General features: G+C 65.2%; 26 protein-coding genes. 11 read left to right on the top strand and 15 right to left on the bottom strand.

Annotation, left to right across the window (positions count from 1 at the left end; genetic code table 11):
* Nucleotides 1-4: 4 nt before the first annotated feature.
* From N3C64_RS02590 to N3C64_RS02560, 7 genes are all read left to right on the top strand, one after another.
* Nucleotides 5-730: a transporter substrate-binding domain-containing protein gene (locus N3C64_RS02590; RefSeq protein ID WP_260011534.1), complete on the top strand. Its 726-nt coding sequence runs from the start codon at nt 5-7 to the stop codon at nt 728-730.
* Nucleotides 731-784: 54 nt separating this feature from the next.
* Nucleotides 785-1,483, top strand: coding sequence for an ABC transporter permease (locus tag N3C64_RS02585; protein ID WP_260011533.1), 699 nt, complete (start codon nt 785-787; stop codon nt 1,481-1,483).
* A complete protein-coding gene (locus tag N3C64_RS02580) occupies nt 1,480-2,214 on the top strand; it encodes an ABC transporter permease subunit (protein ID WP_260011526.1) in 735 nt (244 codons plus the stop codon). The genes N3C64_RS02585 and N3C64_RS02580 overlap by 4 nt, the downstream gene beginning before the upstream one ends.
* Before the next feature lie 146 nt (nt 2,215-2,360).
* Nucleotides 2,361-2,876: a YeeE/YedE thiosulfate transporter family protein gene (locus N3C64_RS02575; protein WP_218629404.1), complete on the top strand. Its 516-nt coding sequence runs from the start codon at nt 2,361-2,363 to the stop codon at nt 2,874-2,876.
* Entirely contained in the window at nt 2,873-3,514 is a 642-nt protein-coding gene (locus tag N3C64_RS02570; protein WP_260011523.1) for a DUF6691 family protein, read from the top strand. The genes N3C64_RS02575 and N3C64_RS02570 overlap by 4 nt, the downstream gene beginning before the upstream one ends.
* A gap of 24 nt (nt 3,515-3,538) precedes the next feature.
* The gene (locus N3C64_RS02565; protein ID WP_260011520.1) at nt 3,539-4,264 is read left to right on the top strand and encodes a protein tyrosine phosphatase family protein; all 726 of its coding nucleotides are present in this window, start codon (nt 3,539-3,541) and stop codon (nt 4,262-4,264) included.
* Between the two features lie 60 nt (nt 4,265-4,324).
* The gene (locus tag N3C64_RS02560) at nt 4,325-5,083 is read left to right on the top strand and encodes a DUF6969 family protein (protein WP_260011517.1); all 759 of its coding nucleotides are present in this window, start codon (nt 4,325-4,327) and stop codon (nt 5,081-5,083) included.
* Between the two features lie 18 nt (nt 5,084-5,101).
* Here N3C64_RS02560 and ygiD read toward each other — a convergent pair whose 3' ends face one another.
* The 3 genes from ygiD to N3C64_RS02545 are packed head-to-tail and all read right to left on the bottom strand — an operon-like array spanning nt 5,102 to nt 7,094.
* Nucleotides 5,102-5,920: a 4,5-DOPA-extradiol-dioxygenase gene (ygiD, locus tag N3C64_RS02555; protein ID WP_260011515.1), complete on the bottom strand. Its 819-nt coding sequence runs from the start codon at nt 5,918-5,920 to the stop codon at nt 5,102-5,104.
* A 55-nt stretch (nt 5,921-5,975) separates the two neighbouring features.
* The gene (locus tag N3C64_RS02550; RefSeq protein WP_218629399.1) at nt 5,976-6,380 is read right to left on the bottom strand and encodes a DoxX family protein; all 405 of its coding nucleotides are present in this window, start codon (nt 6,378-6,380) and stop codon (nt 5,976-5,978) included.
* A 21-nt stretch (nt 6,381-6,401) separates the two neighbouring features.
* A complete protein-coding gene (locus N3C64_RS02545; RefSeq protein ID WP_260011501.1) occupies nt 6,402-7,094 on the bottom strand; it encodes an NADPH-dependent F420 reductase in 693 nt (230 codons plus the stop codon).
* A gap of 67 nt (nt 7,095-7,161) precedes the next feature.
* Between N3C64_RS02545 and N3C64_RS02540 the strand changes: the two genes are divergently transcribed.
* Nucleotides 7,162-8,043, top strand: a complete 882-nt coding sequence (locus tag N3C64_RS02540; protein WP_260011499.1) for a LysR family transcriptional regulator — start codon at nt 7,162-7,164, stop codon at nt 8,041-8,043.
* A gap of 3 nt (nt 8,044-8,046) precedes the next feature.
* Here the strand turns inward: N3C64_RS02540 and N3C64_RS02535 are convergent, their stop codons facing one another.
* From N3C64_RS02535 to ubiT, 11 genes are all read right to left on the bottom strand, one after another.
* Nucleotides 8,047-8,574: a DUF2478 domain-containing protein gene (locus N3C64_RS02535; RefSeq protein ID WP_260011497.1), complete on the bottom strand. Its 528-nt coding sequence runs from the start codon at nt 8,572-8,574 to the stop codon at nt 8,047-8,049.
* 13 nt (nt 8,575-8,587) lie between these two features.
* Nucleotides 8,588-9,292, bottom strand: a complete 705-nt coding sequence (locus N3C64_RS02530) for a NapC/NirT family cytochrome c (RefSeq protein WP_218629395.1) — start codon at nt 9,290-9,292, stop codon at nt 8,588-8,590.
* A gap of 24 nt (nt 9,293-9,316) precedes the next feature.
* The gene (locus N3C64_RS02525; protein WP_218629394.1) at nt 9,317-9,766 is read right to left on the bottom strand and encodes a nitrate reductase cytochrome c-type subunit; all 450 of its coding nucleotides are present in this window, start codon (nt 9,764-9,766) and stop codon (nt 9,317-9,319) included.
* 20 nt (nt 9,767-9,786) lie between these two features.
* Entirely contained in the window at nt 9,787-10,707 is a 921-nt protein-coding gene (napH, locus tag N3C64_RS02520; protein WP_260011494.1) for a quinol dehydrogenase ferredoxin subunit NapH, read from the bottom strand.
* Nucleotides 10,704-11,519: a ferredoxin-type protein NapG gene (gene napG, locus N3C64_RS02515; protein WP_218629392.1), complete on the bottom strand. Its 816-nt coding sequence runs from the start codon at nt 11,517-11,519 to the stop codon at nt 10,704-10,706. Before napG ends, napH begins: the two co-directional genes overlap by 4 nt.
* A 27-nt stretch (nt 11,520-11,546) precedes the next feature.
* On the bottom strand, nt 11,547-14,030 hold the full coding sequence (gene napA, locus N3C64_RS02510) for a nitrate reductase catalytic subunit NapA (RefSeq protein WP_218629391.1): 2,484 nt from the start codon (nt 14,028-14,030) through the stop codon (nt 11,547-11,549).
* Between the two features lie 16 nt (nt 14,031-14,046).
* Nucleotides 14,047-14,307: a chaperone NapD gene (locus N3C64_RS02505; RefSeq protein WP_218629390.1), complete on the bottom strand. Its 261-nt coding sequence runs from the start codon at nt 14,305-14,307 to the stop codon at nt 14,047-14,049.
* Complete coding sequence (locus tag N3C64_RS02500; RefSeq protein ID WP_260011492.1) at nt 14,301-14,801, bottom strand: ferredoxin-type protein NapF; 501 nt, start codon at nt 14,799-14,801, stop codon at nt 14,301-14,303. Before N3C64_RS02500 ends, N3C64_RS02505 begins: the two co-directional genes overlap by 7 nt.
* Nucleotides 14,802-15,120: 319 nt before the next feature.
* Nucleotides 15,121-16,023: a ubiquinone anaerobic biosynthesis protein UbiV gene (gene ubiV / locus N3C64_RS02495; RefSeq protein ID WP_260011491.1), complete on the bottom strand. Its 903-nt coding sequence runs from the start codon at nt 16,021-16,023 to the stop codon at nt 15,121-15,123.
* Between the two features lie 2 nt (nt 16,024-16,025).
* Nucleotides 16,026-17,003, bottom strand: a complete 978-nt coding sequence (ubiU, locus tag N3C64_RS02490; protein ID WP_260011816.1) for a ubiquinone anaerobic biosynthesis protein UbiU — start codon at nt 17,001-17,003, stop codon at nt 16,026-16,028.
* Nucleotides 17,003-17,545 carry a ubiquinone anaerobic biosynthesis accessory factor UbiT gene (gene ubiT / locus N3C64_RS02485; RefSeq protein WP_236021075.1) on the bottom strand — a complete coding sequence of 181 codons (543 nt, stop codon included), beginning with the start codon at nt 17,543-17,545 and terminating at the stop codon, nt 17,003-17,005. Before ubiT ends, ubiU begins: the two co-directional genes overlap by 1 nt.
* Nucleotides 17,546-17,685: 140 nt before the next feature.
* On the opposite strand from ubiT, the gene N3C64_RS02480 reads away from it, so the two are divergent.
* Genes N3C64_RS02480 through N3C64_RS02470 form a run of 3 tightly spaced genes read left to right on the top strand, consistent with a single transcriptional unit; the run spans nt 17,686 to nt 20,884 of the window.
* Nucleotides 17,686-19,194: a UbiD family decarboxylase gene (locus N3C64_RS02480; protein ID WP_260011490.1), complete on the top strand. Its 1,509-nt coding sequence runs from the start codon at nt 17,686-17,688 to the stop codon at nt 19,192-19,194.
* The gene (locus tag N3C64_RS02475; RefSeq protein WP_260011489.1) at nt 19,191-19,757 is read left to right on the top strand and encodes a UbiX family flavin prenyltransferase; all 567 of its coding nucleotides are present in this window, start codon (nt 19,191-19,193) and stop codon (nt 19,755-19,757) included. The genes N3C64_RS02480 and N3C64_RS02475 overlap by 4 nt, the downstream gene beginning before the upstream one ends.
* 2 nt (nt 19,758-19,759) lie before the next feature.
* Nucleotides 19,760-20,884 (top strand): NnrS family protein, encoded by a 1,125-nt coding sequence (locus tag N3C64_RS02470; protein ID WP_260011488.1) that lies wholly within the window; start codon nt 19,760-19,762, stop codon nt 20,882-20,884.
* Here N3C64_RS02470 and N3C64_RS02465 read toward each other — a convergent pair.
* Nucleotides 20,863-22,116 carry an MgtC/SapB family protein gene (locus tag N3C64_RS02465; RefSeq protein ID WP_260011487.1) on the bottom strand — a complete coding sequence of 418 codons (1,254 nt, stop codon included), beginning with the start codon at nt 22,114-22,116 and terminating at the stop codon, nt 20,863-20,865. The two genes, N3C64_RS02470 and N3C64_RS02465, sit on opposite strands and share 22 nt — an antisense overlap.
* Nucleotides 22,117-22,186 lie beyond the last annotated feature (70 nt).

Genomic DNA, 22,186 nt, shown 5'->3' with positions numbered 1-22,186 from the left:
TCCAATGAAAAAGACCCTTATCGCGCTGGCCCTGCTGGCCGCGTCGCCCGCCGCTGCCGAACCGCTGCGCATCGCCACCGAGGGCGCCTTTCCGCCCTTCTCGGAGATCAACGCCAATGGCGAGGTCGTGGGCTTCGACATCGACATCGCCAAGGCGCTCTGCGCCAAGATGGAGCGCGAATGCGAGATCATCGCGATGGACTGGGACGGGATCATCCCGGGCCTCGTGAACGACAAATACGACGCGATTGTCGCCTCGATGTCGATCACCGAAGAGCGCAAGCAGACCGTCGATTTCACCAATCCCTACTACAGCAACTACCTTGTGCTGCTGGCCAAGAAGGGCTCGGGCCTGACCGTTGACGGGATTGCGCAGCAGGCGGTGGGTGCGCAGCGCGCCTCGATCTCGTCGTCCTGGGCCGAAGAGCAGGTCGGCGCGCGCGGCGATCTGCGCCTTTACGACACGCTGACCGCGTCTTTCACCGACCTCGAGGCCGGCCGGATCGATAGCATCGTGTCGGATTACTTCCCGGCGCTCGACTGGCTCAAAGATCACCCCGATTTCGAAGTCGTGGGCGATCGCATCGACATCGGTGACCAGATCGGCATCGCCGTGCGCAAGGATGACGCCGAGCTGCGCGATGCGCTGAACGTGGCGCTGGAGGGCATCGTGGCCGACGGCACCTATAGCCAGATCTCGACCGGCTATTTCGGCACCGACATCCACTAAGGCCGACTGCGAGCGGGCCCGCGCGGCCCGCCGCTTTCCGGGGGAGGCAAGATTATGGAACTCTTGGGTTTCGGCGCCGAGGGATGGGGCGACGATCTGTTGCGCGGCGCCGCCCTGACGGTGCAACTGGCCGTGGTCTCGCTGGCCATCGGCCTGACCTTCGGGATGTTTCTGGCGCTGGCCAAGCTGTCGCGCTTCGCGCCGCTGCGCTGGCTTGCGCAGGGCTATACGCTGTTCATCCGCGGCGTGCCCGAGTTCCTGATCCTGCTTCTGGCCTTCTTCGGAACGGAAAAGGCGGTTGCCGCCGGTGCAGCGCTGCTGGGGCTTGAGGGCGGTATCGAGGTGCCCAAGTTCGCCGCCGCCGTGGGCGGCCTGTCGGCGATCTTCGCGGCCTATGGCTGCGAGGTGATCCGCGGCGCCTGGCTTGCCGTGCCCAATGGCCAGATCGAGGCGGGCCACTCGGTCGGTCTCAGCCGCTGGCAGATCTTCTACCGCATCCGTCTTCCGCAACTGTGGCGCATCGCGCTGCCGGGTCTGGGCAACCTGTGGCTCGTGATGCTCAAGGATACATCGCTGGCTGCCGTGCTTGCGATCGACGAGCTTTTGCGCGTCGCCAAGGTCGCGGGAGAGGTCACCCGTCAGCCGCTGATGTTCCTGCTGGCGGCGGGGGCGATCTATCTGCTGCTCACGGCTATTTCGGACAAGATGCGCGCCTCCTTCGAGGCGCGGGCGAACCGGGGGATGGCGCGATGAGCCTGTATCAGGATCTGAAATACGCGATCTCGGACGGGGTCTGCTATGCCGCGCAGGGCATGACGCCCGAGGGGTTTGCCGCCTATTGCCCGCGCTACATCGACGGCTTCCTCGTGACGCTCGAATTGCTGCTGCTGTCCTCGGCGCTCGGCTTGAGCATCGGTACGCTGGTGGCCGTGGCGCGCGTGTCGCGGCAGCGCGCACTGCGCACTGCGGCGTGGGCGTGGTCTTACGTTTTTCGGGGCACGCCGCTGCTCGTGCAGCTCTGGATCGTCTATTACGGCCTTGGCAGCCTTGGGCCGGAGAAGCTGGGCATCCTGTGGCCGTTCTTCAAAAGCGGTTGGGCGGTGGGGCTTGCCGTGCTGACCATCAATACCTCGGCCTATATCGCCGAGATTCTGCGCGGCGGGATCGGAACGCTCCCTCCGGGGCAACTTGAGGCCGCGCTCAGCTGTGGCATGTCGCGCGGCATGGCGATGCGCCGGATCCTGTTGCCGCAGGCCTTCCGCGTGGCTTGGCCTGCCTATGGGAATGAGTTGATCTTGCTGATGAAAGGCTCGGCGCTGGTCTCGACGATCACGGTCATGGACCTGATGGGGCAGACCCGCTCGGTCTTTGCGCGCGGCTACTCGCTCGAGACATACATGTATAGCGCGGTCCTTTATGCGTTGCTGGCGCTCTTGCTGACGGCGGGTTTGCGGGCGGTGGAAAAGCGTCTGCGTGTCGCCTGAGGCACGTCGGAAAATGACCAGTAAGGCCCGCGCATCTGCGCGGGCCTTTGTCGTTGCGCATCCCGCGCCTCCGTCAAAGGCATTGATCTTTCCCGAAACACTAATATCATCGAATTCGAATATGAATTCATGTCTGGGGGAGGCGCATGATCGAGAAACCACAGCCATTTTGGTCGCCCGTCGCTGCGGGTGTCGCACTGGGCCTGGCCCTGCTGCTGACATTCGTCATTACTGGGAACGGGCTTGGGGCCTCGGGCTTCATCACCCGTTTTGCCGCGCAGACCAGCGCATGGGTCGCCCCCGAGGCGACCGCGACCAACGCCTATTTCGGGCCCTTCATCCAGGCGGGCAAGCCGCTCGTGTCGTGGATTACCTGGGAAGCGATTGGCGTTCTGATCGGCGCCTATTTGGGTAGCCGCAATGCTGGCCGTATCAGTGTTCAGGTTGAGCGCGGTCCGAGCATCGGGCGTGGCGAACGTATGGTCTATGCCCTGATCGGTGGCGCGCTTGTGGGCTTTGGCGCGCGGCTTGCGCGCGGCTGCACCAGCGGCCTTGGCCTGTCGGGCGGCGCGACGCTTGCCGTCGCGGGCTTCGTCTTCCTGATCGGGTTCTTCGCGGCAGGCTTCCTTGTCAGCGCCGTCTTCCGGAGGGCCTGGCAATGAGCTTTCCGCTTTATGACTACGGCATTGCAAGCGGCCTGATCTCGGGCGTTCTGTTCGGCTACGCGCTTGAGGCGGCGGGCTTTGGCAGCCCGCGCAAACTGACGGCGCAGTTCTCGTTGCGGGACTTCTCGGTGTTCAAGGTGATGTTCACCGCCGTTCTGGTCTGTGCGGTGGGCCTGTACCTGCTGCGGATGGGCGGGATCATCGCCGACAACGCGGTCTTTGTGCCCACGCTTTTCTTCTGGGCGATCCTGGTGGGCGGTCTGCTGATCGGTGGCGGCTTCGCGCTTGGCGGCTATTGCCCCGGCACCTCGCTGGTCGGGATTTCGTCGGGCCGGATCGACGCGGTGGTCTTCACCATCGGCATGATTGGCGGCACGGCCGCCTTCGCCTTCGTCTATGAGCCGCTGCAGGATTTCTACTTTGCGGGCAAAGGCCCCGACGCACAGCGCCTGCCGGATCTGCTGGGCATTCCCGAATGGGCGGTGCTGGTGATCCTGGGGGTGTTTGCCCTTGCCGGGTTCGCCGTCGGCTCGCTGCTCGAACGCGCGCGTGGTGGCCCGCTGACCGCAGAGGAGGTCTGCACCCCTGCGGAAGAAGAGCCCCTGTCGGCCTCGGGCCATGCGATGAAAATCTGAAGATCCTAGGGAGGAGATCGTTCCATGAAGACCAAGACCCGCAAGAGCCTGCTTCGTGCGGCGCTGGTGCCGGTGGCCGCGCTGGCCGTTGGTTCCGCCGTTCCGGCCATGAGCCGCGCTCAGGGCACCAACCCCTGTGCGCCCGCGATGGCACCCGCCAACCCCTGCGCTCCGGCGATGAAGCCGGCGAACCCCTGCGCTCCCGCCGCCGCACCGGCCCCGGCCCCGGCCACCTCGGCCGAGGCCGCCGCGATGCCCTCGGGCCCCTATGATACGACGACCAAGTATCCGCAGGCGGTCTATGGCAACGAGATGCCCAATATCGTTTCCAACTACATGCGTGCCACGCCCTATGTGGGGACGGGCGGTCTGATCGACCCCTCGGGGATCGGGATGCTGGCCGGGATGGGCTTCAAGACCATCGTCAGCCTGAACACCTCGGAAGAGGGTGCCGACACCGAGCAGCCGATGATCGAGAAGGCGGGCATGACCTTCATCGGTATCCAGGTGCCGACCAAGGCCCCGACCGCCGAACAGGTTGCCGAATTCGCCGCTATCGTCGAAAATCCGGCGAACTACCCGATGCTCGTGCATTGCGAATCTGCCAACCGCGTGGGCGCGATGTGGGCGCTGTATCGGGCCTCGAAAGGCGTTCCGGCCGAGGTTGCGGTGGAAGAGGGCCGTGCCATCGGCCTCAAGACCAGCCGCGAGCCGGCGGTGCGCGAACAGCTTGGCCTGCCGCCGCTCTGAGCGGTCAGCGCCATGCACAGCGGGGTCGCGCCGCCGGCGCGGCCCGACACGGGAGGAGACATGGCGGATCACCGAGCAACCCCCGACAAGCCGCTGTCACGGCGACTGGCGCCGCTGGATCTGACCGCGCTGCCGGTCGAACGTCTTGAAGACATGCATGACGCCGCCGCGACCGTTCTGGAATGCGAGCACGCGTTGCAGAAATCTGGCATGAGCGTGATTTCCGAGGTGCTGCGCGGCCAGGGCGATTTCGTCATATGGGAGCGGTATCCCAAGGGCGACATCTTCGACTCCGAGACCCACAGCCACTACTTCTACCACTCGCACACGCCCGAAGAGATGGCCGATGGCGAGAATGGTCACTTCCACCTGTTCATTCGGCCCGCGGGGCTCGCGCCGGGGCTGAAGCCCTGGGCCTTTTCGGGCGCGGTGATCCCCGAGGATGAGGCCGCGCGCTTCATCCATATCGGCGCGATCAGCGTGGATGGCTATGGCCGCCCGCTTCGGCTGTTCACGACGAACCGGTGGGTCACGGATGAAACTCTCTATCGCGCCGCCGATATCGTGCCGCTTCTGGACCGCTTCGCCATCGAACTTGCCCACCCGAACTGGGCTGTCAGCAAATGGCTGACAGCGATGGTGCGCCTGCACGTGCCGCAACTGGCCGCGCTGCTGCACCTGCGCGATGCGGTGATCATGGATTGGTCCTCGCGCCACGCTGCCGAGACGCTGGAGGATCGCCGCTTGCAGAATACCAGCGAGGTCGCTCTGGATATCCCGGCGCAGATCGCGGCGGTTGAGGCGGCACTTGGGCTGTAAGCGCCGCCTGCCGGTTGCTCAGTAAAACACGAAGCTGCGCATCGAGACCGAGGCGATATCGATGCTTTCGTTCATGAAGATTAGCTGGTCGCGCTCGTCCGAGGCCCCCGCAATCGTCAGCGCGGGCAGGTAGTGATCCAGCGAGGGATGCGCCATCTGCAACAGCGGGCCAAGACCCTGACGGTCGGCCAGTGCGGCCATGTCACGCTCACCCAGACGATTGGCGAAATGGGCGTCGAACTCCTGCGCCCAGTCATAGGGCGAGCCGCCCCACCGCATGGTGCGCAGGTTATGCACCACATTGCCCGAGCCAAGGATCAAAACGCCCCGGTTGCGCAACTCTGACAGGGTCTTGCCGATCGAGAGGTGCCAGTCCATGTCTTTGGTCATGTCGATCGACAGCTGGAACACCGGCACGTCGGCCTCGGGGTAGAGGCGCGCAAGGACAGACCAGGCGCCGTGATCAAGGCCCCATCGGTCATCGCCCTCGGCATGGTGGCTGGCCAGTAGCGAGATCACCTCTTTCGCGACCTCCGGGCTGCCCTCGGCCGGGTAGCTCTGGGCATAAAGCTCGGGCGGGAAGCCGTAGAAATCGTGGATCGTGCGCGGCATGGCCGAGACATCGACCAGGGTCGTGCCATGGGTCATCCAATGCGCCGAGACGACAAGGATTGCCTGCGGGCGCGGCAGGCTACGGCCAAGGGCGGCCCAACTGCGGGCGTAATCGTTATCCTCGATCGCGTTCATCGGGCTGCCGTGGCCAAGAAAGACGACCGGCATCCGGTCCGAGGCCTTGAGGCTGTCTTTCAGGGCCTGAAGTTTCTGTGCAACGCTCATCTTCTGTTCCTCCTGGCGGTTGGCCCGCCGCAGGGGATGCGGCGGGCGTATTGTCTCAGCGACGGCGCAGCGGGTAAAGAGCGTGGGCGCCATCCCCCAGCAAGGCAAGCGTGGCCTGAACCAGCGCCCACATCGCGGGATATTCCCAACCGCCGCCCGGGTTGCTCCATCCAAAGCCATTGCCGAAGTGGGCAACGAAGGCCGCACCAAGCAGCACCGGCACCAGCGCGGCTGAGACGTAGCGGGCGGCGAGGCCAAGGATCAGCGCAAGGCCGCCGCCGATCTCGGCAAGCATGGTCAGATAGCCTAGCGCGCCGGGAAGGCCGATGGATTCAAAGTAGCCGGCGGTGCCCGCAGGGGTGAAAACGAAAAGCTTCACAAGCCCGTGGTAAAGGAAAAGGGCGCCGGTCGTGACGCGCAGCAGTAATACGGCGTAGGGGGCAAGTTTGAGGTCGATCATTGGTCTGTTTCCTGTCCTGAATTAGCCGACCCATTTCGGAGCAATGCCGGCGCCTTGACCGAGCATGTAGCCGAACTGGATGTTCATGTAGCCGAGCGGCTCGAGGTAGCGGGCGTTGCACAGCCCGCCCGCGTCGCGGACCTCAAAGCCCGCATCGGTCGCGAGAGCGGTGACCGTTGCTTTCGCCTCGGCGTCGTCGCTGGCGACGAATGTCTGGATCGGTGCGCCACCGATCTTCAGATCGCCTGCGTAATGCTGCGCGAAGACCGTGTTGAAGGCCTTGACCACTTTCGCGCCGGGCGCGAGGCGGGCGATCTCTTCGGCGGCCGAAGTGGTGTGGCCCAGTTGCAGTGCCGAGAAATCCTCGGTCACCGGGTTCGACAGATCGACGACGATCTTGCCGTTCAGGTCCGCTTCCGCCACGATCGTGGCCGAGGCGCCGTAGGGCGTGGCCAGGATCACCGTTTCGGCCGATTTGATGGCGGTTGCCACGTCGGTGGCCTGAACGCGCACGCCCTCGGCCTTGAGCTTGTCGGCAGCGGACTGGCCGCCCTCGCGGTCCGCGACCACGACGCCATGTTTCGTTTTGCCAAACACCCGCGCGAGACCCGCGCCGATGTTTCCGGTTCCAATGATTGCGATGTTCATGTGCTCTTCCTTTTGTCGCCCCGGCTTGCCGGGGGTGTCATTCGTCATGAGCGGAAGATGCGTCATTGCGTTCGACAACAAAATGGCGATGATAGCGAATGACTATCGCCATTTTGTTCTTAATTGGTGTCGTATGGATCTACTCGAAGGGATCAGGGCTTTTGTCGCAACCGCTCAGACCGGGTCGTTCACCGCGGCGGCCGAGCGGTTGGGCGTGTCGAACCGGTTGACCTCGAAATATGTGGCCGAGCTTGAGCTGCGCCTTGGCGTGCGGCTGTTGCAGCGCACGACGCGCAAGGTGGGGCTGACCCCGGCGGGGGAGGATCTGCTGGCCCGCGCGCCCGTTCTGCTCGATGAGCTTGACGATCTGGTCGCGGGACTGGGTGAAGAGGGGCGGGGGCTAAGCGGCATCTTGCGCGTCTCGGCGCCGGTGACCTTCGGCGAGGTCTTTCTGCAGGATATGCTGCGCCGCTTTGCCGAACCCCATCCCGATCTGACCATCGATCTGCGCCTGAGCGATCGCTTTGTTGATCTGGCGACCGAGGGGATTGATCTCGCCTTCCGGATTGGTGTGCCGCGTGTTTCGGCCCTGCGGGCGCGTAAACTGGGCGAGGTGTGCAGCCGTATTGTCGCCTCGCCCGACTACCTGGCGCGCAACGGTGCCCCCGAACACCCCGCCGATCTGACCAATCACGCCTGTATTCTCGACACGAACCGCGCGGTCGCCTCCCGGTGGGAGCTTCTCGATGCTGGCCAGGTTGTCCCGGTCGAGGTCAAGGGGCGCTTTCTGGTGAACAGTGCGCGCGCGGCGCGCGATCTGGCGCTGGCGGGCTGTGGTATCGCCTTTTGTCCCGATTTCGTTCTGGCGGACGATCTGGCGCAGGGACGCCTCGTGGCCTTGCTGCCGGGCTATGAATCCCCGCGCCGCCCGCTCAATGCGATCTATCTTGATGGGCCGGTTCTGCCGCGCAAAGTGCGTGCACTGATCGACTTCGCCGTGCGCGAGTTGGGTTGAGATTCAGACCGCGCGGCGTGCGGACTGCTCGGGGCAGTCGGCATCCAGCCACGCGGCGATGGCGTCGCCGGTCGGGTCGAGGCGCTCCGCGAATGCGCCCGCGAAATCTGCGAATGCGTCGATGTTCAACCCGTTCAGGCCGACGATCACGGGAATGCCGCGCATCAATGCGCTGCCGATCAGCTCGCGAAACCCGCGGCCCTCGGCTTCGTGTTTGCCGAACTTGTTGACGATCATCAGATCGGCGCCGCTTTCCAGCGCGCCTTCGGTCAGGCGCACGGCTTGCTCAAGCGCAGATGGGTCGAGGCGACAGCCCCGCGACTGTGTGCCAAGCGACTGCGAGATGCGTAGCACGGGGCCGTCGGGCAGGACGCGGACGTCCATGTCGCAATGCTTGCCGTCGGTCGGGTCGTGATTCACCTGGACCGTCCCGACGACGCGCAGCCCGCGCTGCGAGGCGCGGGCTGCGAGGTCGGAGAGCAGGCGATTGGTCTCACCCCGGCCCGTCGCCAGAACGGATGCGAGTCTCATTGCCTGCAAACCTTCAGTTCGTCTGTTGGATATTAGTCGCGACATCCTTGCCATTGTTCGGCGTCTGCGGCGGGATGGCCCCTTCGGCCTCCAGCTTCTTGACGACTTCGCGATAGCTTTCGAGGTAACCCGCCGGCAGTTCATGCGCGATGCCCTGATGGCAGTCGATGCAGGTCTTGCCCTCATCCAGCGCCTTCTGGTGGTTCGTCGCCGCGCGGTTTTCCTGGAGCGTGAAGTCCATGAACTCGAAGCTGTGGCAGTTGCGGCATTCCTTGGAGTCGGATCGCTTCATGCGTTCCCACTCGTTGCTGGCGAGATGAAGGCGGTTCTCCTCGAACTTCTCGCGCGTCCAGATCGACTTGGTAACGAAGTGCCCGTACAGCTCCTTCGTGGCCTTGATCTTGCGGATCATCTTCGGGCCCCAGTCCTTCGGAACGTGGCAATCGGGGCAGGTGGCGCGCACGCCCGAGCTGTTGTTCTGGTGAACCGAGCCCTGATACTCCGCGAAGGCGTTGTCACGCATCTCGTGGCAGCTGGTGCAGAACTTCTCGTTGTTGGTCATTTCGAGTGCGGTGTGGAAGCCGCCCCAGAACAGAATACCCGTCAGGAAGCCGACGATCAGCAGTACGCCAAGCGAGATGGCGCCGGCCGGGCTCCAGAAAAAGCGCCACATGCGCCGGATGAGGCCCGGGCGGGCGGAAGGATTGGTGTTGGACATGTTCTTGTTCCTCTCGCCTCGGCCTTACTTGTCGGAGCTCTGGAAGGTGTTCTGGACCAACTCGGGGGCGTTGACCTGCGGAACGTGGCACTGGTTGCAGAACCAGCGGCGCGGCGCAACGTTATCGGTCTGCGCGCCGTCACGGCTGACGTAGTGCGTCATCGACAAGGTGGGAGCAGCGCGATCAGCCGCATTCTTCCAGTCGTGGCAGGCCAGACATTCGTTGGCCTTCACATCGATCTGATACTTGTCGATCGTGTGCGGGATGATCGGCGGCTGCAGGCGGTAATTGCGGTCCTGACGGCCCTCTGACTGATGATAGACCGGGGCAAGCCCGATGTCCTGATCAGGCTGGGCGCCGCGCAGCGAGGTCACCGTGCCCGAGGAGGTTCCCGCGGACTGGGCAAGCGCGAAACTGGCGGCGAACCCGAGCGAGGCCGCGGCGATGGCGCTGAAGAGAGTGGCGTTTTTCATGGCTTGGTCTCCGTAGGATCTCAGGCGGCACGCGTTTGCTGTGCCGGGGATTTGCGGGCTGCCTCGTCGCGGCCCGGAGCGGGGGCCTTGTCGAAGCGGTTGGTGAAGCGGAAGACATCGACCGAGCAGACGTCGATGCAACGACCGCAATTGGTGCAGTCGGGCGACAGGATCAGAGGGGTGTCCTCTGTCTTGCCGCGCAGGGCGGGGGTGATGACATGCATTTCGGGGCAGACGGCGAAGCAATCCATGCAATCGTCGCAGGCAGCGCGGTTCGTGGCCGAGACACGCAGCAGCGCCTTGTTGCCGACAAGGCCGTAGAAGGCGCCAACCGGGCAGAGGTGGCTGCACCAGCCGCGGCGCGAGACGAACAGGTCGAACAGGAAGATCCCGAGGACGAGTGTCCAGCCAAAGCCCATCCCGAAGACCAGTCCGCGCTGAAGCATGGTGATCGGGTTGACGAACTCCCACGCGACGGTGCCGGTTGCCGCCGAGACGATCAGCAGCATCGCAAGCAACCAGTAGCGCGTCGATTTCTTCGGCTGCCAGCCTTTCGGCACGCCAAGCTTGTTGTGCAGCCAGTACGCGCCATCGGTGACCGGGTTGATCGGACAGACCCACGAGCAATAGACCCGTCCGCCGATCAGCGCATAGACGGCCAGCACGATCAGCGCGCCAAAGATCGCCGTCATCTCGGGCCAGTGCCGGGCGACGATGCTTTGCAGCAAAACGAGCGGGTCGGTCAGCGGCAGCGTCTCAAGCGTCAGCGAACCGGCCAGGTTGCCCTTGACGATCCACAGCCCGAACCAGGGGCCGATCAGGAACAGACCCAGGAAAAACGCCTGCGACAGTCGGCGCAGCAGCAGCCACTTATGCGCACCGATCCAGCCCTTGGTGGCAATGGCTTCGGCGCCAATCGGTAGTTTGGTCTTCTCGCTCATTCGCTCGCCCCCGGGATCTTGAAGGCGGGCTCGAAGCCACCCGGAGCGGCCAGGTTGTCTGTGCCGGGGCCGGGCAGGCGGTCGGGCAGGTCGATGATGCCTTCAACCACCGGGCCGCCCTTCTCCTGCATTTCTTCCCAGCCAAGGCGGTAATGCTCGCCCAGTTTGCCGCGCGCCAGGCGTTCGGGCAGCACTTTGATGGCCGCCTCAGGGAGCACACAGGATTTCTCGCATTTGCCGCAGCCGGTGCAGTATTCGGCATGGACGGTCGGCATGAACATCGCGTGGTGGCCCGAACGCTCGTTATGCGTGAGTTCGAGCGTGATCGCCTCGTCGATGACGGGGCACACGCGGTAGCAGACGTCGCAACGCAGACCGAGCGCGTTGAGGCAGTTTTCGCGGTCCACCAGAACCGCAATGCCCATGTTGGCGTCGCCAATATCGTCCAGCGCGGGGTCGAGCGCACCCGTTGGGCAGGCTTTCACGCAGGGGATGTCCTCGCACATCTCGCAGGGGATGTCGCGGGCGGTAAAGAACGGGGTGCCGGTGGCCGGGCCTTCGCCCAGTTCGGCCAGTGTTAGTGTGTCATAAGGGCAGTCGCGCACGCACAGCCCGCAGCGAATGCAGGCGGCGAGGAAATCGCCCTCGGGCAGCGCACCCGGCGGGCGCAGGGCCTCGGCCGGTAGGGCGCGGGCCTGTCCGGCATAGGCGCCCAAAAGCGTGCCCGCCACCGCGCAGCCGGCCGCAACGCGCGCAGCATCCAGAAGGAAGCGACGGCGGTCGATCGGTTTGGCTTTGGCGGCGGCGGGCATCACTTGTCTCCTTGGGAGGGACGGGCGTTACGCCCGTTCCACCTTCACGGCGCACTTCTTGTAGTCGGTCTCTTTCGAGATCGGGCAGGTCGCGTCGAGCGTGAGCTGGTTAACCAGCTGGCTTTCGTCGAACCAGGGCATGAACACGAGGCCTTTCGGCGGTTTGTTCCGGCCGCGGGTTTCGACGCGGGTCACGATTGAGCCGCGACGGGTGCTCACACGGACTTCCTGACCCCGCTTGAGGCCGCGCTCGGTCGCGTCATCGGGGTGCATGAAGAGGACCGCCGACGGGAAGGCGCGGTGCAGTTCCGGCACACGGCGGGTCATCGACCCCGAGTGCCAGTGCTCAAGCACACGACCGGTCGAGAGCCACAGGTTGTACTCTTCGTCCGGGCTTTCGGCCGCCGGCTCGTAGGGGGCGAAGATGATCTTGGCCTTGCCGTCCTTCTGACCGTAGAACTTCACGCCCTCGCCAGCCTTCACATAGGGGTCATAACCCTCGCGGAAGCGGTAGAGCGTTTCCTTGCCGCCGACGACGGGCCAGCGAAGACCGCGCGCCTGGTGGTAGGTGTCGAAATCCGCAAGGTCGTGGCCGTGGCCGCGCCCGAAGATCGCGTATTCCTCGAACAGGCCCTTTTGCAGGTAGAAGCCGAAGTCCTTGGATTCGTCGTTGTCAAAGCCCGCATAGGTGTCGGTGAGCGGATACTTGTCCACCACGCCGTTGGTGAAGAGCAGCTCGTAAAGCGTCTTACCCTTCAGCTCGGGCTTCTTGTCGAGCAGCTCGGCCGGCCACACCTCATCGGTGGTGAAGCGCTTCGAGAATTCGACCAGCTGCCAGACGTCCGACTTGGACTCGCCCGGAGCGGCAACCTGCTGGCGCCAGAACTGGGTGCGGCGCTCGGCGTTGCCGTAGGCGCCTTCCTTCTCGACCCACATCGCGGTGGGCAGGATCAGGTCGGCGGCCATCGCGGTGATGGTCGGGTAGGGGTCCGACACGACGATGAAGTTCTCCGGGTTGCGATAGCCCGGCCAACCTTCCTCGTTCATGTTCGGCGCGGCCTGCATGTTGTTGGTGCACTGCACCCAGTAGGCGTTGATCTTGCCGTCTTTCAGCAGGCGGTTCTGCAGAACGGCGTGGGCGCCGACCTTCTCCGGGATCGTGCCTTCGGGCAGGCCCCAGATTTCCTCGGTGAGCTTGCGGTGACCTTCGTTGGTCACCACCATGTCGGCCGGCAGGCGGTGGGCGAAGGTACCCACTTCGCGCGCGGTACCGCAGGCCGAGGGCTGACCGGTCAGCGAGAAGGGCGAGTTGCCCGGCTCCGAGATCTTACCGACCAGCAGGTGCACGTTGTACATCAGCGAGTTGACCCACGAGCCGCGCGCGTGCTGGTTGAAGCCCATCGTCCAGAGCGACATCACCTTGCGGTTCGGGTCGGCATACTGCTGCGCCAGCTTGAGCAGCTTTTCCTTCGGCACGCCCGAAAGCTCGGCGGTGTAGTCAAGCGTGTAATCCGCGACCATGGCCTTGTAAGCCTCGAAGTCGATCGCATCCATCTTGCCCGTGGTCTTCGGGTCAACGCCTTCTTCAAGCTTGTGGGTCGGGCGCAGGCCGTAACCGATATTCGTCTGGGTCTTGGCGAAGTTGACGTGATTGTTCACGAAGTCCCAGTTCACCGCGTTGTTTTCAATGATATAATTGGCGATGAAGTTGAGGATCGCGAGGTCCGTCTGCGGCGCGAAGATGATGCCGTTATCGGCCAGTTCGAACGAGCGGTGCTCGAAGGTCGAGAGCACATGCACCTGGCAGCCCGGCTTGGTCAGGCGGGTGTCGGTGAGGCGCGACCACAGGATCGGGTGCATCTCGGCCATGTTCGAGCCCCAGAGCACGAAGGTGTCGGCGTGCTCGAGGTCGTCATAGCAGCCCATCGGCTCGTCGATGCCGAAGGTGCGCATGAAACCGGCCACGGCCGAGGCCATGCAGTGACGCGCGTTCGGGTCGATGTTGTTCGAGCGGAAACCGGCCTTCATCAGCTTGGCGGCGGCATAGCCTTCCCAGACCGTCCACTGGCCCGAGCCGAACATGCCGATTGCCTCGGGGCCCTTGGCCTTGAGCGTGGCTTTCCACTTCTCGGCCATGATGTCGAAGGCCTCGTCCCAGGAAACCGGGGTGAATTCGCCGTTCTTGTCATAGACGCCGTTGGTCTTGCGCAGCATCGGCGTGGTCAGGCGGTCCTGCCCATACATGATCTTGGACAGGAAGTAGCCCTTGATGCAGTTCAGGCCGCGGTTCACCGGGGCCTCGGGGTCGCCCTGGGTGGCGACGACGCGGCCATCCTTGACGCCTACCAGAACCGAGCAGCCCGTGCCGCAGAAGCGGCAGGCGGCCTTGTCCCAGCGGATGTTGTTGTCAGCGGCGGCCGCCGGGGTCGCCATCTGAATGCCGGCTGCCGAAGCGGTCGCTGCGGCGGCGGTGGCCTTGAGGAAGGTGCGGCGCGTGGTGTCGAGCGTCATGGGTCAGTCTCCCGGATCAGGAAAGGGTTGCAGGCGCTTCGTCTTCGAGCGCTTCGAAATGGTGGTAGGTGAGGGTCACGCCGATCACGCCCGGGATCTGGTGCATATCCATGATCAGATCAGAGGCGAGGCGTGTTTGGGTGTCCTCGACGGTCACGACGATCCGGCCCTTGTCATGGGCATGGACCTCGCTGCCTTCGGTCGCGTTGAGCGCCTCGATGACGCTTGCGGTCCGGTCGGGGGCCGTCTGGACGAGGCATCCGCAAATATTCAGCATTGGGCAGGCTCCGTCGGGTTGAAGGGGTGTAGGGCGATGGCCCCGGCAGGACAGGGCGCCACGCAGGCGCCGCAGCCGGTGCAGGCGGCATCGTCGAACAGCGGTTGCGCCGATCCGCCGGGCATCAGCCGGAAACGGATCGCGCTTGCATCGCATTGGTCCTCGCAGGCGCGGCACTGCACGCCGTTGAGTGAAAGGCAGTTGGACTCGGCGGCGGCGCGCCAGGGGAAAGGCTGCCCCGCGATCAGCGCTCCGGTTTCGCAGGCCTCGGTGCAGGCCCGGCAGAAGGTGCAGGCGCCAGTGCGCGCGTCGAGCACGGGAAAGCCCTCGGCATCGCGCAGGATGATTTCTTCGGGGCAGGCGCGTGCGCAATCACCGCATTGGGAGCAGGCATCCTCGAACGCCATCGGCGCAAGCGCGCCGATCGGGCGCGGGTGCGGGCGGGCGTTGACCTTGCCGCGCAAGATCGCGCGCCGGGAAGGCGAGGACGTCATCGGCTTGTGGGCTCCGGGTTGAATAGGTGACGCTATCTGAACCATAGCAAAGTCCCTAGCATCACGTCCGGATGATTCCGTTGATCTGCGTCAATTAGCAGAATTGACTTCGAGGAAGAAAAGAACGTGGTGACGCTTTCAGTCTGGCGGGGCAAGAAGGGTAAAACCGCTGACATGGCTATTGCTTTGTTGGCCCGGGGCCCAAGGCGTTCGCTTCGTTCAGGCGGTGGATACCAAGGTGAAGTTTGCCGCACCTTGACCAAAGTCATTTGCATGCCGCTTTGCGGCATCGAGAAATCCGTGAAATTTGTGAAGCTTGCTATGCGGTCGATTCTACTGACCAGGCAACGCCCCGCGCGCCGTCGATGAACCCGTCGCTGAGCCGAACCTCGGGTGTCAGCGCGGTAAGTTGCGCGATTGCGGCCTCGGGCGCGACAGAACCCTCGAGTATCGCCCGGTAGATTCGGCACAGATCGGCGAATCGCTGCGACTGCGGCGAGAGCCGCAGGGCTGCGACACCTGCGTCGCGCAATGCGTCGATCTGGTTCAGTGTGCAGGCATGCGTGTCCGAGAGCGTCTGCACCCCGTTGATCGCCAGAAATGGCTGCTGGTCGAGCGTCTCGACCGGGCGGCCATCGGGGTCTTCCTCGCAGGCATATTGGCAATTGTCCTTGGGCCGACCGTAGAGGCGCGAGTGGTAGCAGCGCCCCGAGATCGCCAGCGGCAGCCGTCCGTGGCCCCAGACCTCGATCTGAACACCAAGCGCCTTGGCGGCTTGTGCGAGCACCCGGATCGAGCCAAGCGGCAATTCGGGCGGCAGGCTGATCCGCGTGGCACCGCGTGCGGCAAGCCAGGCAAGCGTGCCCTCGTTATAGACATTGACGAGCGGCCCGACCGAGAAAGCCGTACCTTCGGGCAGATAGGCCAGCGCGGTCAGGTCGTTGATCTCAATCTCGACGCCCATCTCGGCCAGTTCCGCCATCAGCTTGCGCTCGCGCCGCAGGGTGATCAGAGCAAGGCTGGTCAGCACAACCTCTTTGCCCGCAGCCTGCAACGTCGCCACGGCCTCGGGGATCAGATCCTGGTAGAAGGGCAGGCGTTTCGAGCAGACAAGCTCGCCCAGAACCACCCGGTCCACCGGAGCATCGGCGAGATCGGCGTGAAACTGCGCCCAGAATTCCGGCTTCCAGAAAAACTGCACGGCACCGACGGTCAGTTCCATAGTCATCTCCAGGTCTTGCGATAGGCGCCGGTGGTATTGGCCTGCCCCTCGGACAGGCGCACCAGCATCCCCTCGGGCATGGCGCGCCCCGCGTCGAGCGCGTCCACCGCGGCGCGGAAGTTGCGCACCACCTGCGAGACATAGGACACCGAGCGTTGCCGCCCCTCGATCTTGAGCGCGGTGACGCCCGCTTTCTGAAGCTGCGGCATCAGCGCCTCGGCGTTCAGGCTGACCGGGTCTTCGAAGAGGTGGCCGGTCTTGCTGCCCGCGCTGAAGCAGCCCTTGCACAGGGTCGGGTAGGGGGCGGGTTCGCCCTTGCCGACGCGGTGGATCGTGTAGCCGCCAAGGCGCGCATCCAGTTGCCCGTCCTGTTCGTGGTATTCCACATGGCTTGCGGGCGAGCAGACGCCGTTCATGTTGGGCGACTTGCCTGTCGCGTAGGATGACAGCGAACAGCGCCCCTCGGCCATGACGCACAGGCCGCCGAAGACGAAGACTTCGGTCTCCACCTCGGTCTCGGCATTGATCGCTGCGATCTCGGGCACGGTCAGGACGCGCGGCAGCACCACGCGCTTTACCCCGAAGGTGCGGCCGTAGAAATTGACGATGTCGGCGTTCGCGGCAGCGGCCTGCACCGAAAGATGGCGACGCAACTCGGGGAAGTTCTCGTGCGCGAAGGCCAGCAGGCCGATATCGGCCAGAATGACCGCATCGGCACGGCATTTCGCGGCATCGGCAACGGCGCGATGCCACAGCGCCTCGTCCCCGGCGCGCGGATAGGTATTGATGGCGATCAGAACCTTGGCGCCGTGATCATGGGCGAAAGCGATGCTGTCGCGCATTTCGTCGCGGTCGAAGTTCAGCCCAGGGAAGTTGCGGGCGTTGGTCTCGTCGGCAAAGCCACAATAAACGGTATGCGCCCCCGCCTTGACTGCCGCGCGCAGCGCCGCCGGGGTGCCTGCCGGGCAGACGATTTCCATTACCAAGTCTCGATCTCCTCGTGTCGGCTCAGGGCAACGCCGGTGCGCCGCTCGCCGAATTCGGTCAGTCTGCGCACGAGGCCCGATGCAGGGCCAAGCGCCTCGGCCAGTTCCGCGCCCAGATCCAGCTCTGCCGCGTCGATCGCATTGCGCAGCGCCAGAACGGCCGAGGTATCGCCCTCGACGGTCAGGTCGCGCGAAAAGAACAGTGCATCCCCGTCATAGGCGCCGTGGACCATTCCCAGCAGGGCCGCCAAAGGCCCTGCGATGCGTGCATCGCAGGGCTTGGGCTGACGTGACAGCGCGACAAGGGGAGCGCCGCCACGTGGCTCGATCACGATGACGAAGGGTAGGTCTGTCGGATCGATCTCGAAGCGCGCATGGGCATAGTTGCCCATGCGGCGAAACATGGAAGGGTGAGTGCGCGCCACGCGCCGCGCAAAGCGGTTCAGCGCGAGGGCGACGGGGGCCAGTGGGGCCACACGCAGGAAGCGCGCCGGAAGGCGCGGAAAGATCGGAATGTCGTCGAGGGGCTGCGACAAGGGGTGGTCCTGATGGTCTGGCACCGGTCTGTGCCGGTCTGGGGCGTTAATAGCGCGCCGCGACTCGGGGCGACTTGACCATTCTCAAGTTGCCCGCATCGGCGCGCTGCTATGCCGCTTGGAACAGGAACGGATACAAGATGCGCCAACTTCCCGCCTTCCGCACGCTGCGCGATTTTCTCGATTGGTGCGCGGCCCAGAACCAGCTTGCGGCGATCTCTGAGCCGGTTTGGGTGCGCCATCGCATGACCGCCGTTCATCGCGCCGCGCTGGAACGCGGCGGCCCGGTGCTGCGCTTCGATACGCCGGTGCTGGCGGATGGGCGGGTCTCGGGCATTCCGGTGGTCACCAATCTCTTTGGCACGACAGATCGGGTCGCCGCGGGGCTTGGCGTAAGTGCCGAGAGCCTGCCCGATCTCGGCGAGTTCCTGGCGGCGCTGCGCGCACCGACCCCGCCAGAGGGGATGCGCGATGCGCTTTCGCGCTGGCCGATGCTGCGTGCGGCACTGGCAACGCGACCCAAGATGGTCTCGCACCCGGCGGTGCAGGAGGTGGTCGAGGAAGGCGGCGCGATCGACCTTGGCGGCTTGCCCGTTCAAACGCACTGGCCGGGCGATGCTGGCCCCCTGATCACATGGCCTGTGGTGCTGACACGCCCCTATGGCACCGAGGCAGATAGCGTGTCGCGCTATAACGCAGGGGTTTACCGGGTGCAGGTGATCGGGCGCGACCGGCTGATCATGCGCTGGCTGGCGCATCGGGGCGGGGCCGCACATCATCGAGGTTGGGCCCGCGCGGGTGAGCCTATGCCCGTTGCCATCGTCCTTGGCGCCGCGCCGGGGTTGCTTCTGTCCGCCGCGCTGCCGCTGCCCGAGACGGTCTCGGAACTTGGGTTTTCCGGTGTTCTGGGGGGGGCGCGCCCACGCCTGACCCCTGCGCGCACCGTCCCGCTGCTGGTTCCCGCCGACGCCGAGATGGTAATCGAGGGCTGGGTCTCTCCCGCGGAAACCGCGCCAGAGGGGCCGTTCGGCGATCACACCGGCTACTATAACGCGGCCGAGCCCTTCCCGGTGATGCAGGTCAGCGCGGTTACGCGACGCGCGGATGCGCTCTATCTGTCCACCTATACCGGCCGCCCGCCGGATGAGCCTGCGATCATCGGCGAGGTCTTCAACAAGCTTGCGCTGCCGACGATCCGCGCCCAGATCCCCGAGATACGCGATCTGTGGCTGCCGCCTGCCGCCTGTTCGTACCGGATGGCGGTTGTGAGCATCGACAAGCGCTATCCGGGGCAGGCGCGGCGCGTGATGATGGCGCTTTGGGGGATGTTGCCGCAGTTCAGCTATACCAAGGCGATCATCGTCGTGGATGATGATCTGGACCCCTCGAACTGGGACGACATCGCCTGGGCGCTTGCGACGCGCATGGATCCGTCGCGCGATGTGATGATCCTCAATGACACGCCCATGGATTACCTCGATTTCGCGTCGCCCCAGCCGGGCCTTGCCGGAAAGATGGGGATCGATGCGACGAACAAGATCGGCCCCGAGACCACGCGCGACTGGGGCACGGTGATGCGCATGACCCCCGAAGATGAGGCCGCCGCGCTGGACATTCTCGCGCGCCATCTGCCGGAGGGAATGCCATGAGCGCACCGCGCGTCGTCTTGGGAGTATCCGGCGCGTCCGGCGCGGCGCTTGGCCTTTGGGTCGCGCGCCATCTGCGCGCGCTCGGTGCGGAAATCGATCTGGTAACGAGCTCCGCAGCCGCGCGCACCTTGGCCACCGAATGCGGACCTGCCGCGCAGGAGGAATTGCGCAGCCTTGTGGATCGCCATCACCCGATCGGAGATATCGGGGCGTCGATTGCCTCGGGCTCGGCGCCTGTCGCCGGAATGATCGTGGCGCCCTGTTCGATGCGCAGTCTCGCGGCCATCGCGCAGGGGCTGGACGACAACCTGCTCACCCGCGCGGCCTCGGTGCAACTGAAAGAGCGGCGCAGGATTGTGCTGCTGGCGCGCGAGGCGCCGCTGACGCTTGCGCATCTGCGCAACATGACCTCGGTGACCGAAATGGGGGCGGTGGTAATGCCCCCGGTGCCCGCGTGGTATCTGATGCCCGAAAGCGTCGATGACATCTCGCGCCAGATTGCGGCGCGGGCGGTCGATCTGCTCGGGCTTGGCGCGCCTAGGGCGAGCGCCTGGACGGGGTGAGGATGACGGTCTTGTCGGCCCCCTGGCGGGTGCCCCACCTGAGCTTGTTTGCTCTGGCCGGTCTTTGGGCAGCCGTGGTGCCGCTGGTCTGGGTGCTCGATCCGGGAGGCTGGCCTGCCGACCCTGTCGCATGGCACCGCCATGAGTTGATGTTCGGCATGGGGGGCGCGGCAATTGGCGGCTATCTGCTGACTGCTGCCACGCATTGGACGGGGCGACGGTTCACGCCGGGGCTGACGCAGGCCGTGGTCGGGGCATGGTGCGCGGGGCGCATCGGCTATTCGGCAGGCTGGGGCTGGCTTGGGCTACTTTATCCGGCGTTGCTTGCGGCAATTCTTCTTCAGGCGGTCTGCGTTGCGCGGCGTTGGCGACGCTTGCCCATTGCGTCGATGCCGCTTGCGCTGTGTGCCGCCGAAGCGGCTCTGCTGAGCGGCCACGAACCCAATGCGACGACGTTGATCTTTGGTTTCGGTGCGCTGATCGCTGTGGTCGGAGGGCGCATTGTGCCCGCGTTCTTGCGTGCCCGCGCGGGGGGCGATGGTGGACGGGAATGGTCTTGGGCGAATGCCTTCGCAGACTCGACGGTGCTGGCTCTGCCGGTCTTCGCTGCCGTGGGTGTAGGCCCGCAAATCCTGGGCGTGGCAACGATACTGGCGGCCTGCGCGCAGATCTTGCGCATGCTGCGCTGGCCGATGCGGGCGGCGTCAGGGCAGGGCGATCTGATGCTCTTGCTGCTGGCGTGGCTTTGGCTGCCTGCGGGAATGGCACTGGCGGGAGGTGAGCTGTTGTTCGAGGCGGGCGGTTCACTGGGCCGCTACCTGCATATGCTGGCACTGGGCGCGATGGGGGGAATGGTTTTCGCCGTTGCCGGGCGCGCCTATATGCGCCGCGCACCGGGACGGCTGGTGCCGGGGCGCTGGCTGCGCGCCGGGTTTGGTCTGATCTGGTTGTCAGTGCCCTTGCGGCTGGCGCCCGAGTTGCTGCCCGAAGGGTTGCGCCTGTCCGCGCTGGTCTGGTGCGCGGGTTGGGGCTGCTTTCTGTGCGCGGCGCTGCCAGCCCTGTGGCGCGATATCCCCCATCCGGTCCTGAGTGCGCGGCGCGCGGGTCAGACCCTCAGCATCACGTAATAGGCCAGCCCCCCTGCGATCAGCGCGACCAGCGTCGCCCCGGCCAGCGGTACCCAGAACTTGCGCGGACCGGCCATCGCCGCCAGAAACAGCCGCCCGAACGCGTTCGAGCTTAGCGCGATCAGGATCGCAGTCGCGATCAGGTCGGTGCCGATCGGGCCGCCGCTCAGCCGCACCGCGCCCAGAACCGCGACATCGACGTCGAACATGCCCGAGAGGGCCGACGTGGCCAGCAGGCTTATCTCGCCGAACCAGTCCACAACCGCAGCGTTCGCCATCGAAACAAGGGCAAAGAAGCCGGCGAAGGCCAACAGCGCGCGTAGCTCGAACGGGTTGCGGATATCGCCTTGCTCGACCGAGGAGGTGCCGTCTTGCGACAGCGCAAGCCCGCCCAGAAGCGCCATCACCAGCGCTGCGGCAAGCGTGCCGGGCAGGATCTGCACCGCGATCTGCGGTGCGAGGAACCCCACAATGATGCTGACGCGCAGCAGCGAAACCGTTGCGGCCAGCGCGGCCGTGCCGGCAAGTCTGCGCGGGTAGGGGTTGGCGCGCGCCATTCGGGCCAGCGCGACCGTCACGGCGGTGGAGGACACGACTGCCCCGGCAAGGCCGCTCAGCAGAAGTCCGCGGCGTGGCCCAAGCATCTGAACCGCGATGTAACCGGCAAAGGAAATCGTGGCGATCAGAACCGTGAAGAACCAGATCTCCCACGGATTGAGCCCGCCCCAGGGGTCGATCGTGCGGTTGGGCAGCATCGGCAGCACGATCACGGTCATCACCGCCAGAACGACAGCCGAGCGAAGCTCAACCCAGGACAGCTTGCGCAGCACTGCATGCAGCCATTCGCGGCTGGCTAGCACGGCGGTCAGGGCGGCGCCCGCGGCGGCGGCCACCTGATAATCGCCCACCACCGCCAGTGCCCCCAGTCCGAAGACACCCAGGCCCGCCATCAGGCCGGTTGCGCTGAAGGTGTCCTCATGGGTGGCCTCGTGATACTGGAACGCGCCGAACAGCAGAGCAAAGCCCAGGTAGGCGGCGGCCAGAACGATCGGGGCATCCATCGCCGCGCTGATGGCGGCAAAAATCCCGCCCAAAAGACCGAAGATGCCGAAGGTGCGCAGCCCGGCGGTGCGGCTGCCCTCGGGCTGATCGCGCTCGCGCCAGCCGCGTTCGAGCCCGACCAGCAGGCCGATCGCAAGGGCGACGGCGAGTCTCAGGATGGTGTCGGTCATCTCGGGCCCTCGGGATAGCGAATGCCTGTGCCTAGCTAGACAGCCAGCGCGCGCGATAGTCAACGTGGCC

Origin of the sequence: Sedimentimonas flavescens, from assembly GCF_025154035.1 — a bacterium.
Classification (GTDB): Bacteria; Pseudomonadota; Alphaproteobacteria; order Rhodobacterales; family Rhodobacteraceae; genus Rhodobacter; species Rhodobacter flavescens.
Note: the sequence above shows the minus strand (reverse complement) of the source record. Positions and strands in the feature narration are given on the sequence as shown.

Coding starts and splice junctions, on each gene's coding strand:
- N3C64_RS02535 (WP_260011497.1), bottom strand. CDS start 8,574: ATGAGACTCGCATCCGTTCTGGCGACGGGCCGGGGTGAGACCAATCGC.
- N3C64_RS02565 (WP_260011520.1), top strand. CDS start 3,539: ATGAAGACCAAGACCCGCAAGAGCCTGCTTCGTGCGGCGCTGGTGCCG.
- napG (WP_218629392.1), bottom strand. CDS start 11,519: ATGCCCGCCGCCGCCAAAGCCAAACCGATCGACCGCCGTCGCTTCCTT.
- N3C64_RS02560 (WP_260011517.1), top strand. CDS start 4,325: ATGGCGGATCACCGAGCAACCCCCGACAAGCCGCTGTCACGGCGACTG.
- N3C64_RS02540 (WP_260011499.1), top strand. CDS start 7,162: ATGGATCTACTCGAAGGGATCAGGGCTTTTGTCGCAACCGCTCAGACC.
- napH (WP_260011494.1), bottom strand. CDS start 10,707: ATGAGCGAGAAGACCAAACTACCGATTGGCGCCGAAGCCATTGCCACC.
- N3C64_RS02550 (WP_218629399.1), bottom strand. CDS start 6,380: ATGATCGACCTCAAACTTGCCCCCTACGCCGTATTACTGCTGCGCGTC.
- N3C64_RS02590 (WP_260011534.1), top strand. CDS start 5: ATGAAAAAGACCCTTATCGCGCTGGCCCTGCTGGCCGCGTCGCCCGCC.
- N3C64_RS02500 (WP_260011492.1), bottom strand. CDS start 14,801: ATGACGTCCTCGCCTTCCCGGCGCGCGATCTTGCGCGGCAAGGTCAAC.
- N3C64_RS02570 (WP_260011523.1), top strand. CDS start 2,873: ATGAGCTTTCCGCTTTATGACTACGGCATTGCAAGCGGCCTGATCTCG.
- ubiU (WP_260011816.1), bottom strand. CDS start 17,003: ATGGAAATCGTCTGCCCGGCAGGCACCCCGGCGGCGCTGCGCGCGGCA.
- N3C64_RS02545 (WP_260011501.1), bottom strand. CDS start 7,094: ATGACGCATCTTCCGCTCATGACGAATGACACCCCCGGCAAGCCGGGG.
- N3C64_RS02480 (WP_260011490.1), top strand. CDS start 17,686: ATGCGCCAACTTCCCGCCTTCCGCACGCTGCGCGATTTTCTCGATTGG.
- N3C64_RS02505 (WP_218629390.1), bottom strand. CDS start 14,307: ATGCTGAATATTTGCGGATGCCTCGTCCAGACGGCCCCCGACCGGACC.
- N3C64_RS02470 (WP_260011488.1), top strand. CDS start 19,760: ATGACGGTCTTGTCGGCCCCCTGGCGGGTGCCCCACCTGAGCTTGTTT.
- N3C64_RS02525 (WP_218629394.1), bottom strand. CDS start 9,766: ATGAAAAACGCCACTCTCTTCAGCGCCATCGCCGCGGCCTCGCTCGGG.
- napA (WP_218629391.1), bottom strand. CDS start 14,030: ATGACGCTCGACACCACGCGCCGCACCTTCCTCAAGGCCACCGCCGCC.
- N3C64_RS02465 (WP_260011487.1), bottom strand. CDS start 22,116: ATGACCGACACCATCCTGAGACTCGCCGTCGCCCTTGCGATCGGCCTG.
- N3C64_RS02580 (WP_260011526.1), top strand. CDS start 1,480: ATGAGCCTGTATCAGGATCTGAAATACGCGATCTCGGACGGGGTCTGC.
- ubiV (WP_260011491.1), bottom strand. CDS start 16,023: ATGGAACTGACCGTCGGTGCCGTGCAGTTTTTCTGGAAGCCGGAATTC.
- N3C64_RS02575 (WP_218629404.1), top strand. CDS start 2,361: ATGATCGAGAAACCACAGCCATTTTGGTCGCCCGTCGCTGCGGGTGTC.
- N3C64_RS02530 (WP_218629395.1), bottom strand. CDS start 9,292: ATGTCCAACACCAATCCTTCCGCCCGCCCGGGCCTCATCCGGCGCATG.
- N3C64_RS02475 (WP_260011489.1), top strand. CDS start 19,191: ATGAGCGCACCGCGCGTCGTCTTGGGAGTATCCGGCGCGTCCGGCGCG.
- N3C64_RS02585 (WP_260011533.1), top strand. CDS start 785: ATGGAACTCTTGGGTTTCGGCGCCGAGGGATGGGGCGACGATCTGTTG.
- ygiD (WP_260011515.1), bottom strand. CDS start 5,920: ATGAGCGTTGCACAGAAACTTCAGGCCCTGAAAGACAGCCTCAAGGCC.